This window comes from Geodermatophilus sabuli (assembly GCF_010686765.1).
Taxonomy (GTDB): Bacteria; Actinomycetota; Actinomycetes; order Mycobacteriales; family Geodermatophilaceae; genus Geodermatophilus; species Geodermatophilus sabuli_A.
Map to the genome: position 1 here is coordinate 135,060 of NZ_JAAGWF010000012.1, position 12,581 is coordinate 147,640.

11 protein-coding genes are annotated in these 12,581 nt (G+C 74.5%); 7 read left to right on the forward strand and 4 right to left on the reverse strand.

Annotation, left to right across the window (positions count from 1 at the left end; all coding sequences use genetic code 11):
- Positions 1–105: 105 nt before the first annotated feature.
- The 7 genes from tkt to GCU56_RS12975 all read left to right on the forward strand — a co-directional run bounded on the left by tkt (position 106) and on the right by GCU56_RS12975 (position 8,996).
- Positions 106–2,319 (forward strand): transketolase, encoded by a 2,214-nt coding sequence (tkt, locus tag GCU56_RS12945; protein WP_163482148.1) that lies wholly within the window; start codon positions 106–108, stop codon positions 2,317–2,319.
- An 88-nt stretch (positions 2,320–2,407) separates the two neighbouring features.
- The gene (gene tal / locus GCU56_RS12950; RefSeq protein WP_163482149.1) at positions 2,408–3,514 is read left to right on the forward strand and encodes a transaldolase; all 1,107 of its coding nucleotides are present in this window, start codon (positions 2,408–2,410) and stop codon (positions 3,512–3,514) included.
- Entirely contained in the window at positions 3,511–5,109 is a 1,599-nt protein-coding gene (locus GCU56_RS12955; protein WP_163482150.1) for a glucose-6-phosphate isomerase, read from the forward strand. The genes tal and GCU56_RS12955 overlap by 4 nt, the downstream gene beginning before the upstream one ends.
- A gap of 162 nt (positions 5,110–5,271) precedes the next feature.
- Complete coding sequence (gene zwf, locus GCU56_RS12960) at positions 5,272–6,789, forward strand: glucose-6-phosphate dehydrogenase (protein WP_163482151.1); 1,518 nt, start codon at positions 5,272–5,274, stop codon at positions 6,787–6,789.
- 55 nt (positions 6,790–6,844) lie between these two features.
- Positions 6,845–7,894 carry a glucose-6-phosphate dehydrogenase assembly protein OpcA gene (locus GCU56_RS12965; protein ID WP_163482152.1) on the forward strand — a complete coding sequence of 350 codons (1,050 nt, stop codon included), beginning with the start codon at positions 6,845–6,847 and terminating at the stop codon, positions 7,892–7,894.
- Positions 7,891–8,721 (forward strand): 6-phosphogluconolactonase, encoded by an 831-nt coding sequence (gene pgl / locus GCU56_RS12970; RefSeq protein WP_163482153.1) that lies wholly within the window; start codon positions 7,891–7,893, stop codon positions 8,719–8,721. Before GCU56_RS12965 ends, pgl begins: the two co-directional genes overlap by 4 nt.
- 119 nt (positions 8,722–8,840) lie before the next feature.
- Positions 8,841–8,996: a hypothetical protein gene (locus tag GCU56_RS12975; RefSeq protein WP_163482154.1), complete on the forward strand. Its 156-nt coding sequence runs from the start codon at positions 8,841–8,843 to the stop codon at positions 8,994–8,996.
- A gap of 46 nt (positions 8,997–9,042) precedes the next feature.
- Here the strand turns inward: GCU56_RS12975 and GCU56_RS12980 are convergent, their stop codons facing one another.
- From GCU56_RS12980 to tpiA, 4 genes are all read right to left on the reverse strand, one after another.
- Positions 9,043–9,384 (reverse strand): RNA polymerase-binding protein RbpA, encoded by a 342-nt coding sequence (locus GCU56_RS12980; protein ID WP_163482155.1) that lies wholly within the window; start codon positions 9,382–9,384, stop codon positions 9,043–9,045.
- A 222-nt stretch (positions 9,385–9,606) separates the two neighbouring features.
- Positions 9,607–9,840 carry a preprotein translocase subunit SecG gene (secG, locus tag GCU56_RS12985; RefSeq protein ID WP_204332016.1) on the reverse strand — a complete coding sequence of 78 codons (234 nt, stop codon included), beginning with the start codon at positions 9,838–9,840 and terminating at the stop codon, positions 9,607–9,609.
- A gap of 76 nt (positions 9,841–9,916) precedes the next feature.
- Positions 9,917–11,698 (reverse strand): ABC transporter substrate-binding protein, encoded by a 1,782-nt coding sequence (locus GCU56_RS12990; RefSeq protein WP_163482156.1) that lies wholly within the window; start codon positions 11,696–11,698, stop codon positions 9,917–9,919.
- A gap of 32 nt (positions 11,699–11,730) precedes the next feature.
- Positions 11,731–12,573, reverse strand: a complete 843-nt coding sequence (gene tpiA, locus GCU56_RS12995; RefSeq protein WP_163482157.1) for a triose-phosphate isomerase — start codon at positions 12,571–12,573, stop codon at positions 11,731–11,733.
- Positions 12,574–12,581: the final 8 nt, after the last annotated feature.

Below are 12,581 nucleotides of genomic sequence, written 5' to 3' on the forward strand. Positions count from 1 at the left end.
CGGATCGCTGGAGCCGGAGCACCGTCGTCCGCCCGGGGTCGGAGGGTCCCCACCGGTCGTCCCGGGCGGTCCCCGCACAGGCCGACCCCGAGGGAGCACCGCCAGATGGGAACGCAGAGCACCGAGTCCGAGGCCCCGGCCGAGGCCGCCACCGACTCGCCGACCGGCAACCCGGCGCAGCCCTCGCCCACCCTCCCCGACGACTTCGGGGACCTCGACCGCCGGGCCGTCGACACCGCCCGCGTGCTCGCGATGGACGCCGTGCAGAAGGTCGGCAACGGCCACCCCGGGACGGCGATGAGCATGGCGCCCACCGCCTACCTGCTGTTCCACAAGTGGCTGCGGCACGACCCCACCGACCCGAACTGGGTGGCCCGGGACCGGTTCGTCCTCTCCATGGGCCACTCGAGCCTGACGCTGTACGTCCAGCTCTTCCTCGCCGGTTACGGGTTGGAGCTCGAGGACCTGCAGGCGCTGCGCACCTGGGGTTCGAAGACCCCGGGCCACCCCGAGGTGAACCACACGCCGGGCGTCGAGACCACCACCGGCCCGCTCGGCCAGGGCGTGGGGAACGCGGTCGGCATGGCGATGGCCGCCCGCCGCGAGCGCGGGCTGCTCGACCCCGACGCACCCGAGGGCCAGAGCCTGTTCGACCACACGATCTGGGCCTTCGCCTCCGACGGCGACCTGGAGGAGGGCGTCAGCGGCGAGGCCTCCTCGCTGGCCGGGACCCAGCAGCTGGGCAACCTCGTCCTGGTCTACGACGACAACCGGATCTCCATCGAGGACGACACGAACGTCGCCTTCACCGAGGACGTCGGCAAGCGCTACGAGGCCTACGGCTGGCACGTGCAGCACGTGGACGACGGCGAGGACCTCGCGGCCGTCGACGCCGCGTTCGCCGCCGCCAAGGCCGAGACCGGCCGCCCCTCGATCATCGTGCTGCGGACGATCATCGCCTGGCCGGCCCCGAACAAGCAAAACACCGGCGCGGCCCACGGGTCGGCCCTCGGCGACGACGAGGTGCGAGCCACCAAGGAGATCCTCGGCTTCGACCCCGAGCGCACCTTCCAGGTGGACGACGAGGTGCTCCGGCACGCCCGCTCGGTCGTCGAGAAGGGCCGCGCCGACCACGCCGAGTGGCAGCAGCGGTTCGACGCCTGGACGCGGGAGAACGCGGACGCCGCAGCCGTCCTGACCCGGATGACCACCCGCACCCTCCCCGACGGCTTCGCCGAGGCGCTGCCCAGCTGGGACGCCGACCCGAAGGGCGTGGCCACCCGCAAGGCCTCCGGCGAGGTGCTCGCCGCCCTCTACCCGGCCCTCCCGGAGCTGTGGGGCGGCTCGGCCGACCTCGCCGAGAGCAACAACACCGCGGTCAAGGGTGAACCGTCGTTCCTGCCGGCCGACCGCCAGACCAAGATGTGGTCGGGCGGCCCCTACGGCCGCACCTTGCACTTCGGCGTCCGCGAGCACGCCATGGGCGCGATCATGAACGGCATCGCCCTGCACGGCGGCACCCGCGTCTACGGCGGCACCTTCCTCACCTTCTCCGACTACATGCGCGGAGCGGTCCGCCTGGCGGCCCTCATGCAGCTGCCGGTGGTCTACGTCTGGACGCACGACTCGATCGGCCTGGGCGAGGACGGCCCGACCCACCAGCCGATCGAGCACTTCGCGGCGCTGCGCGCCATCCCGGGCCTGGACGTCGTCCGGCCCGCGGACGCCAACGAGGTCGCCGTCGCCTGGCGCACGATCCTCGAGAACAACGACCGCCCGGCCGGCCTGCTCCTGTCGCGGCAGAACCTGCCGGTGTTCGACCGGTCCGCCTTCGGGTCCGCGGAGGGCACCGCCCGCGGCGCCTACGTGCTGGCCGACGCGTCCAACGGCGACCCCGAGGTGATCCTGCTCGGCACCGGCTCGGAGGTGCAGATCGCGGTGGCCGCCCGCGAACGGCTCGAGGCCGACGGCGTGCCGACCCGGGTCGTCTCGGTGCCGTGCGTCGAGTGGTTCGCCGAGCAGGACGACGCCTACAAGAACGAGGTGCTGCCGCCCTCGGTCCGTGCCCGCGTCAGCGTCGAGGCCGGCGTGCCGATGGGCTGGCGGGAGTTCGTGGGCGACGCCGGGCGGATCGTCGGCCTCACCCACTACGGGGCCAGCGCGGCGTACTCCGTGCTCTACGAGGAGTTCGGGCTGACCGAGGAGGCCGTCGCCGCCGCGGCCCGGGAGAGCATCGAGGCGGCCGCGTCCGGCCCGGGCGTCCCGGCCGGACCGATCCGGGCCACCGGCGGCCTCCCCCACCCCACCGGCGACCAGTAAGGACCCCGGCCTCCCCACCCTTCGCGAGCTCGGGGCGGGACCCGGGCCGGGGCCGGCATCGCACCCACTTCCTCGAAAGGACCCATTGATGGCACAGAACGAGAACCTGGCCGAACTCTCCGGGGCGGGGGTCGCCGTCTGGCTGGACGACCTCTCCCGTGACCGCATCCGCAGCGGCAACCTGCAGTCGCTGGTCGACGAGCACAGCGTCGTCGGCGTCACGACCAACCCGACCATCTTCGCCGCGGCGATCAGCGGCTCGGAGTCCTACGACGACCAGCTGCACGCCCTGGCCGTCCGCCGGGTGAGCGTCGAGGAGGCGCTCCGCACCATCACGGGCGCCGACGTCCGGGACGCCTGCGACCTGCTGCGACCGGTCGCCGACCGGCAGCCCGGTGACGGACGGGTGTCGCTGGAGGTGGCCCCCGGCCTGGCGCACGACACCGACGCGACCGCCGCCGAGGCGGCGCACCTGTGGTGGCTGGTGGACCGGACCAACCTGTTCATCAAGATCCCGGCGACCGAGGCCGGCCTCCCGGCCATCACGACGTCCATCGCCCGCGGCATCAGTGTCAACGTCACCTTGATCTTCAGCCCCGAGCGGTACCGCGCGGTGATGGACGCCTACCTCTCCGGCCTGGAGCAGCGGCTGGCCGACGTCCCGGACGCCGACCTGTCCGGGATCGCGTCGGTCGCCTCGTTCTTCGTCTCGCGGGTCGACACCGAGATCGACAAGCGGCTGGACGCAGCCGGTGCCGACCCGTCGCTCAAGGGCCGGGCGGGCATCGCGAACGCCCAGCTGGCCTACCAGGCCTACGAGGAGGTCTTCTCCTCCGACCGCTGGCGGGCGCTGGAGGCGAAGGGTGCCGTGCCGCAGCGGCCGCTGTGGGCCTCGACGGGCGTCAAGAACCCCGAGTACTCGGACACGATGTACATCTCCGAGCTCATCGCGCCCGGCACCGTCAACACGATGCCGGAGAAGACGCTGATGGCCTACGCCGACCACGGCAGCGCCGGCACCCCGGTGCAGAAGGCCTACGACGAGGCGACGGCCACGATGACGGCCATCGCCGACGCCGGCGTCGACCTCGACGACGTCTTCCGGGTGCTGGAGGACGAGGGCGTGCAGAAGTTCGTCGACTCCTGGGACGAGCTGACCGAGTCGGTGCGCACCCAGCTGGAGGACAAGGCGTGAGCTTGGCGTTCTCGTGCGCCGGGCTGGACGTGCCGCAGGCCGTCCGGACCCAGCTCGCCGAGGACGACGTCGCCGCGCGACTGGTGGCCGAGGACCCGACCCTGTGGGGCCCGGACGCCGAGAGCGAGGCCGCGGTGCGGCTGGCCTGGCTGGACCTGCCCGCGACCTCGAGGGAGCTGGTCGCCCGCCTGACCGGCCTCCGCGCCGAGCTGCTCGCCGAGGGCCTGGACCGGGTCCTGCTGTGCGGCATGGGCGGCTCCTCGCTCGCGCCGGAGGTGATCTGCCGGACGGCGGGGGTGCCGCTGGTCGTCCTGGACACCACGGACCCCGACCAGGTGGCCGCGGCGCTGACCGATCTCGACCGCACCGTGGTCGTGGTGAGCTCGAAGTCCGGCGAGACCCTCGAGACCGACAGCCACCGGCGGGTGCTCGTCGCGGCCTTCGCCGCGGCCGGGCTGGACGAGCGACAGATCGGCGCCCGGTTCGTCGTGGTCACCGATCCGGGCTCGCCGCTGGCCGACACCGCCGCGGCGATGGGCGCCCGGGCGGTGTTCCTCGCCGATCCGCACGTGGGCGGCCGGTACAGCGCGCTGTCGGCGTTCGGGCTGGTGCCGTCGGCGCTGGCGGGGGCCGACGTCGGCACCCTGCTCGAGGACGCCGCCGACCTGGCCGAGCACCTGGCCAAGCCCGACAACGCGGCCCTCGAGCTCGGCGTGGCGCTGGGGGCGGGGTTCCGCACGGGCCGGGACAAGGTGGCCCTCGCGCCCGGGGACGGCGACCTGGTGGGCTTCGCGGACTGGGCCGAGCAGCTGGTCGCCGAGTCGACCGGCAAGCAGGGGCGCGGGCTGCTGCCGGTGGTCCTCGAGTCCGTGGACGCGCCGGGCGCCACCGCTGCGGACGTGCTGCTCGCCGTCGTCGGGGGCGAACCGGTCCCGCCGGGCCCGTCGATGGGGGTGACCGGCCCGCTCGGCGCCCAGTTCCTCGGCTGGCAGTACGCCACCGCGGTGGCCGGCCGGATCCTCGGCATCAACCCGTTCGACCAGCCCGACGTCGCGGCGAGCAAGGAGCACACCCGGCGGATCCTGGACAGCGGCCCGCCCGACGAGCAGCCGGTGGCCACCATCGGGGCCATCGCGCTGTACGGGGCCAACGGCGCCCTCGACGGCGTGGACCTCTCCCAGCACGACGGGGTGTCCCTGGCCGTGGACGCCCTGCTGGCCGCCGTCCCGCCGCGCGGCTACCTGGCGGTGATGGCCTACCTGGACCGCGCCGGGGATGCCCGCGCCGGCGAGCTGCGCGCGGCGCTGGCGGAGCGCACGGAGCACGCGGTGACGTTCGGGTGGGCTCCCCGGTTCCTGCACTCCACCGGCCAGTACCACAAGGGCGGTCCGCCGACCGGCGTGTTCCTGCAGGTCACCGGAGAGGTGTCGGAGGACCTCCCGGTGCCCGACCGGCCGTACAGTTTCGGCATGCTGCAGGCCGCCCAGGCCGCCGGTGACCGCCAGGCGCTGGCCGACCGCGGCCGGCCGCTGCTGCACCTGCACCTGACCGACCGGGCCGCCGGCATCGTGCAACTGCTCGACGCGCTCTGCTGAACGACGCTCGACGCGCTCTGCGCGACCATCTCGGTCAGGATCAGGTCGAGGATGCGACGCACCTGATCCACCCCGCCGTCCGGTCCACCGCCGCGCCGGACGACGGGTCAACCTCCGACCACGAGGACGGACGATGACTCTCTCGCCACACCGCGGCCCGCGATGATCTCCAACCCGCTGCGCGATCCGCGGGACCGGCGGCTGCCCCGTGTGCCGGAGCCCTGCGCGCTGGTCGTCTTCGGCATCACCGGCGACCTGGCCCGCAAGAAGCTGCTGCCGGCGGTCTACGACCTGGCCAACCGCGGCCTCCTGCCCACCAACTTCGCCCTGCTCGGCTTCGCCCGGCGCGACTGGGGCGACCAGGACTTCGCCGAGCTCGCCCGCGACGCCGCCCGCAAGGCCGCCCGCACCCCGTGGCGCGAGGAGGTGTGGGAGCGGCTGGCCGCGAGCGTCCGGTTCGTGCAGGGGTCGTTCGACGACGACAACGCCTTCGACCAGCTCGCCGACACCCTCGGCGAGCTCGAGGGCAGCCACGGCATCGGCGGGAACGCCGCCTTCTACCTGTCCATCCCGCCGGCCATGTTCCCGACCGTGCTCAAGCAGATGCAACGCACCGGCATGGCCGACAGCACACCCGACCGCTGGCGGCGGGTGGTGGTGGAGAAGCCGTTCGGCACCGACCTGGCCTCCAGCCGGGAGCTCAACGCGCTCGTGGACTCGGTGTTCAGCGCCGACGACGTCTTCCGCATCGACCACTACCTGGGCAAGGAGACCGTCCAGAACCTCATGGCGCTGCGGTTCGCCAACACCCTGTTCGAGCCCATCTGGAACGGCCACCACGTCGACTCGGTGCAGATCACGATGGCCGAGGACGTCGGCATCGGCGGCCGGGCCGGGTTCTACGAGGAGACCGGCGCCGCCCGGGACGTGCTGCAGAACCACCTGCTGCAGCTGCTGGCGCTGACCGCGATGGAGGAGCCGGTCGAGTTCTCCGCCGACGAGATCCGCACCGAGAAGCTCAAGGTGCTGCGCGCGGTGTCGGTGCCCGAGGACATGGCCACCTTCGCCGTCCGCGGGCAGTACGAGCAGGGCTGGCTGGCCGGACAGCGGGCGAACGGCTACCGGCAGGAGGAGGGCGTGGCCGAGGACTCGACCACCGAGACCTACGCCGCCGTCCGGCTGGGGGTGGAGACCCGCCGGTGGGCCGGGGTGCCGTTCTACCTGCGGACGGGCAAGCGGCTGCCGCGCCGGGTCACCGAGATCGCACTGGTCTTCAAGCGCGCGCCGCACCTGCCCTTCGCCGACACCGACACCGAGGAGCTGGGCAACAACCAGCTGGTCGTGCGGGTGCAACCCGACGAGGGGGTGACCCTCAAGTTCGGGTCGAAGGTCCCCGGGAGCGTGATGGAGGTCCGGGACGTGTCCATGGACTTCCTCTACGGCGAGCAGTTCACCGAGGCCAGCCCCGAGGCCTACGAGCGGCTCCTGCTCGACGTGTTGCTCGGCGACGCCACCCTCTTCCCCCGCAACGCCGAGGTCGAGGCCTCGTGGGCGGTGATCGACCCGCTGGAGGAGTTCTGGGCCGGCACCACCCCGCAGGCCTACCGGGCCGGGGAGTGGGGACCGCGCGCGGCCGACGAGATGCTCGCCGCCGAGGGCCGCCGGTGGCGACGTCCGTGACCGGCAGCGCCGTTCACACAGACACCCGAGCCACCGCCCCAGCCGAGGAGACGGCATGACGACCCTGTGGGACACCACCGGCTCCGCCGTGGTCAAGGAGCTGGCCGCCCAGCGCCGCACCGGCGGCGCCGTGCTCTCCGGCGTGGCCCTGACCCTCGTGGTCGTGGCCGACGAGGGCCGGGTCGCCGAGGCCGAGGAGGCGGCCACCGCCGCCGCCGAGCAGCACCCCTGCCGGCTGCTCATCGTGGTGCGCCGCCAGATCGAGGCGCCGGCACCCCGCCTGGACGCCGAGGTCCTCATCGGCGGGCGGCTGGGTCCGGGTGAGGCGGTGGTCATGCGGATGTACGGCCGCCTCGCCCTGCACGCGGAGTCCGTGGTCCTGCCCCTGCTGGCCGCCGACGCCCCGGTCGTGACCTGGTGGCACGGCACGCCGCCGGAGCGCCTGTCCACCGACGCGCTGGCGGTCATCGCCGATCGCCGGATCACCGACAGCTCGATGGCCGAGGACCAGCTGGCCGCGCTGGGCGCCCGCGCCGAGGACTACGCCCCGGGCGACACCGACCTCGCCTGGACGCGCACCACGCCGTGGCGCTCGACGCTCACCTCGACCGTCGACTCGGTCGCGGGCCGTCGGGGCGACGCCGTCGTCGTCCGCGGGGGTCAGGTCGAGGGCGACCCCGGGAACGCGACCGCCCGGCTGCTGGCGGGCTGGCTGACCGCCCGCTGCGGCTGCGAGGTCACCGTCGTCGAGGGCGACCGGCGGCCCGGCCCGAGCGGGGTGTCGTCGGTCGTGCTGCGACTGGACCAGGACGAGGAGGTGCACGTCACCGCCGACCGCCGTGGCGGCGCCGTGATCGCCCAGCCGTACCGGCCCGAGGCGACCGTCGCCCTGCCCGACCCCCAGCTGGGCGACCTGGTCGGGGAGGAACTGCGGCGCCTGGACCCCGACGAGCCCTTCGCCGAGGCGCTGGAGGCCGCGACCGGGGCGTCGGACCTGGCCGCGCGGTCGCCGGAGCGCGAGCACGTGTGGTTCGACCCGGCCCAGGCCGATCCCGACGGCGCTCCGGACGGCGCCGACGAGGACGCACGGGAAGCCGTCCGGTGACCTCGCCACCCGGGGACCGGGCCGCCGCGAACCTGGGCGGGGCGGACCGCCCCGTGCCCGACGTGGTCGTCGAGCCCGACGCCGACCGGCTGGCGCGGGCGGTCGGGTCGGCGCTGGTCGCCCGGCTGGCCGCCGCGCAGGCGGTGCACGGCACGGCGTCGGTGGTCCTCACCGGTGGTGGCATCGGCACCGCCGTCCTCGAGCGGGTCGCCGCGCTGGCCGCCGAGCCCGAGCGGGAGCGGGTGGACTGGACGGCGGTGGACGTCTGGTGGGGTGACGAGCGGTTCGTGCCCGCCGACGACGCCGACCGGAACGAGCTGGGCGCGCGCCGGGCGCTGCTGGACGCCGTCGGGGTGCCGGCCGAGCGGGTGCACGCGATGCCCGCCTCGGACGCCGGGTTCGCCGAGCCCGAGGACGCCGCCGCCTGGTACGCCGGGCAGTTGGCCGCTGCCGCGTCCGAGGGCGGCGGCCTCCCCCGCCTCGACGTCCTGCTGCTCGGCATGGGCCCGGAGGGTCACGTCGCCTCGATCTTCCCGGAGTCGCCGGCCGTCTCCGACGAGCGGCCGGTGGTCGCGGTGCGCGACTGCGCGAAGCCGCCGCCGACCCGGATCAGCCTGGGCTTCTCCGCGATCAACGCCGCCGAGGAGATCTGGCTGATCGTCTCCGGCGAGGGCAAGGCGCCCGCGGTCGCCCGTGCGTTGCAGGAGGACGTCGGGCCGCGCGACCTGCCGGCCGCCGGCGTGCGCGGCCGCAGGGCCACCCGCTGGCTGCTCGACGCCGCCGCGGCCGCCGAGCTGGACACCGGGGGTCAGCCGGTCCCTGCGTGACCGAAGGCCTGGTCCCGGTGCCCTCGGGCGGAGCACACTGCCTGACGGCGCCCCCGCCAGCAGCGCGCACGCGGGCGACCGCCGGTGACGGCATCCCGTCCAGGACAGCGGAGACCACCATGACCCTGCCCACCGCGACCGTTCCCGCCCGCACGGCGGACGCCGGCGCCCGGCCTGCGCCGGTGCACCGGCACCCCGGCTGCTACTGGGACGTCACCCGCGCCGCCTGGGTGCGGTGGACCCCGATGCCGCTGCCCCGTCCGTCGCAGGACTGAGCACGCACCGGCCCCCACGACTCGTCGTGGGGGCCGGGGCCTCGGCTCAGGCGCCGCGGCGGGACCGGAGCTTGGCGAGGGCCTCCTCGAGGAGCGCGTCGCCGTCGGCGTCACTGCGCCGCTCGCGCACGTAGGCCAGGTGGGTCTTGTACGGCTCGGTCCGGGGCGCCGGCGGCGGCGCGGCCTGGTCCTGGCCGGCGGGGAGCCCGCAGCGGGGGCAGTCCCACAGGTCGGGGACGTCGGCGTCGGAGGCGAAGGCCACCCGCGTCTCGTGTCCCTGCGTGCACCAGAACCCGATGCGCCGGCGCGGTGCGGTCTCCCCGCGCTCGGCCTCACCCATCGGCCCCGCGCCGACCCGCGTGCCCCGGATCGCGTTGCCACCAGCCACGAGCGCTCCCTGAGTTCCCGGCGGTCTGCGGCGGTGATCCGGCCGCTCGGGCAGTGTAGGGCCTGGACCGGGCGATCCTGGTCACGATTTGTGCGCGGCCGATACGCCCGGAGAACCCGGCCCCGTCCCGGGTCCCACCCCGACCTCGCGCGAGGTTCGCAGCGGCCCCGTCCCGGGTCCCACCCTGAGCTCGCAAAGGGTGGGGAGGACGGGGTCCTTCTCTCAGACCTTGAGCAGGATGCCGAGGCCGATGACGCAGACGGCCCAGATGAGGAGCGTGAAGACGGTGAGCCGGTTGAGGTTCTTCTCCACCACCGACGAGCCGGACAGCTGCGAGGAGGCCGCGCCGCCGAACATCGAGGACAGGCCTCCGCCCTTGCCCCGGTGCAGCAGGATCAGCACCACGATGAGCGCGCTGGTGAGCACCAGCAGCACGTTGAGGACCAGCTCGATCATCCCCCGAGGGTAACCGACCGCCCGATGACCCCCGGCCGACACGGCAGGGACGACGCGCCGTCGGGTCAGCGCGCGGTCAGCGGACCCCCGCGGTCGCCAGGTCGTGACCGCTGTAGGCGGCCATGACCACCCCGTTGTGCAGCCGCTGACCGGCCAGCAGCTGCACGCGGGTCTCGGCCAGCGGGACGTAGGCGCCGGTGCCGACGGCCGCCGTCGCCACCTCCCGCCACGCCGCGCGGGCCGCCTCCGGCTCGCCGACCGCGCGGGCGGCGTCGACCAGCTGGTCGATGGCGGGGTCGGTGAGCCGGGCGAAGTTGGTGTTGCCCACCGGGCTGACCGACCGGCCGTCGACCAGCGGCACCAGGAACGAGCCGGGCGTGGGGAAGTCGGCCGTCCAGGTGGCCAGCACGAGCCCGTAGCCGTTGGCGGCCACGTTGTCGGGGTTGCCGATGTCGGTGGCGTAGAAGCCGGCGACCGCCAGCGGCCGCACCTCCACCCGGATGCCCACCTCGCCGAGGTGGCCGGCGAGCTCCTCCCCCACCTTCACGCTCAGCGGGGCGTCGGGTACGGCCAGCACGGTGTCGAAGCCGTCCGGCCGGCCGCAGGCGGTCAGTGCCTCGGCGGCGGCATCCGGATCGGCCGTGGGGTCGGTCTCCTCGGGGCCGCCGTCCATCGCCCGCGGCCACAGCTGCGAGGTGCGGACGGCGTTGAGCGAGCCACCGAGCGCCTCCTGGACGGCGGCCCGGTCGACCGCCGCGGCGACGGCCGCCCGGCAGCTGGGGTCGTCGAAGGGCGCGACGTTGGTGGGCAGCGCCAGCAACCGGACCACCCCGCTGGTCACCTCGTCCACGCGGGCGGTGACCGGGACCTCTCCCCCGGCCTCCTCGGCCAGCCGCGCGGTGGTCTGCGCCTGCACGCCGGTGCCGGAGACGTCGACGTCCGCCGACCCGGCCAGCAGCGCCTGGTCGCGCTCGAGCCCGGTGAGCCCGGTGCGGACGACGACCTGATCGGGAAGCGCGGTGCGCACGTCGTCGGTGGCCGGGTCCCATTCGGGGTTGCGGTCGAGGACGATGCCGGTGACCGCATCGACTGCGGAGATGGCGTAGGGACCCGAGGAGACGGGGTCGCGGCCGTAGTCAGCGCCGCTGTCGCTCTCGATCGGCACCGGGCTGCTGGAGGGCAGCGCCATGACGAACGGGAACTCCGGCTGCGGAGTGCGCAGCCGGAAGGTGATCGTGCGGTCGTCGGGGGTCTCGATCGCCGCCAGTCCGAGCCGATCGGGGGCCTCGTCCTGGTAGGGCCCGGCGTAGGGGTTGTCCGGGTCGTCCAGCAGCTCCACCACGTGGGTCGGGCCGCCGACCACGACGTCGGAGGCGAACGACCGCTCGATGCCGTACTTGACGTCCCGGGCGGTGATCGGCCGGCCGTTCTCGAACCGGGTGCCCTCGCGCAGGGTGAACGTCCAGGTGCTCCCCCCGTCGGGGGACGTGCCCAGGTCGGTGGCGAGGTCCGGCACCAGCTGGTCGGTGCGGCCGGGCTCGGCCGAGTAGGTGACCAGCGTGCGGGTGTAGAGCCGCATCAGGTTCCACACGCCCGGCAGGTAGGAGCGCTGCGGGTCGAGGCTGTCCACCTCGCCGGTGACCACCCGGAGCGTCCCGCCGACCGTCTCCGACGGCGCCCGGACCCCGGTCAGCCCGGCGTCCGCACCGTCGCCGAGGACCGGCACGCCGGTGCCGTCGTCGGCGGAGCTGCTGCAGCTCACCGCCACGGCCACCACGAGGACGACGGCGGCGGCGATCCCCGCGATGCGTCCCCGCGTCCCCAGCGCCCAGGCCGGTCGCTCCCGCGTGGTGTCCACCTACCCGCTCCCCGCCAGGCCGGCGGCGGCGGTCAGCCCCCGCCGGCGGCTGTCCGACAGATCTGTGCGAACTCGTCGCCGTCCAGGCTGGCACCGCCGACGAGCGCGCCGTCGACGTCCGGCCCGGCCAGGATCCCGGCCGTGTTCGCGGCCTTCACCGACCCGCCGTAGAGGATACGGACCAGGTCGGCCGTCTCCTGGCCGAAACGCTCGGCGAGCCGGAGGCGGAGCGCACCGCAGACCTCCTGGGCGTCCTCGGGCGTCGCGACCTCACCCGTACCGATCGCCCACACCGGCTCGTAGGCGATCACCACCCCGCCGCCGACGGTCCCCGTGCCGCCGCCCGGAGCGCTGAGCTGCTCGGCCGTCAGGCCCTCGAGCGCGGCGTCGAGCTGCGCGGTGCAGTGCGGCACGTGCTCGCCGGCGCGGCGCACGTCCAGCCCCTCGCCGACGCAGAGGATCGGCACCAGGCCGTGCCGCAGCGCCGCTGCGACCTTGGCGGCCACGACGGTGTCGTCCTCGCCGTGCAGCGCCCGCCGCTCGGAGTGCCCGACGACGACGTACGTGCAGGCCAGCGAGGCCAGCATCGCGCCGCTGACCTCGCCGGTGTAGGCGCCGGAGTCCTGCGCCGAGAGGTCCTGCGCGCCGTAGCCGATCTCGAGCTTGTCGCCGGTGACGAGCGTCTGCACGCTGCGCAGCGCCGTGAACGGCGGCAGGACGACGACCTCGGCCGCCTCCAGCTCGGGCTCCTTGAGGGAGAAGGCCAGCTTCTGCACCAGCCCGATCGCCTCGAGGTGGGTCAGGTGCATCTTCCAGTTGCCGGCGATGAGCGGCCGGCGGCCCTCCCGGCGGACCGGGGTGCCTCTGCGTGCCATGTCCGCTC

Coding starts and splice junctions, on each gene's coding strand:
- tkt (WP_163482148.1), top strand. CDS start 106: ATGGGAACGCAGAGCACCGAGTCCGAGGCCCCGGCCGAGGCCGCCACC.
- secG (WP_204332016.1), bottom strand. CDS start 9,840: ATGATCGAGCTGGTCCTCAACGTGCTGCTGGTGCTCACCAGCGCGCTC.
- GCU56_RS12965 (WP_163482152.1), top strand. CDS start 6,845: ATGACGACCCTGTGGGACACCACCGGCTCCGCCGTGGTCAAGGAGCTG.
- tal (WP_163482149.1), top strand. CDS start 2,408: ATGGCACAGAACGAGAACCTGGCCGAACTCTCCGGGGCGGGGGTCGCC.
- zwf (WP_163482151.1), top strand. CDS start 5,272: ATGATCTCCAACCCGCTGCGCGATCCGCGGGACCGGCGGCTGCCCCGT.
- GCU56_RS12975 (WP_163482154.1), top strand. CDS start 8,841: ATGACCCTGCCCACCGCGACCGTTCCCGCCCGCACGGCGGACGCCGGC.
- tpiA (WP_163482157.1), bottom strand. CDS start 12,573: ATGGCACGCAGAGGCACCCCGGTCCGCCGGGAGGGCCGCCGGCCGCTC.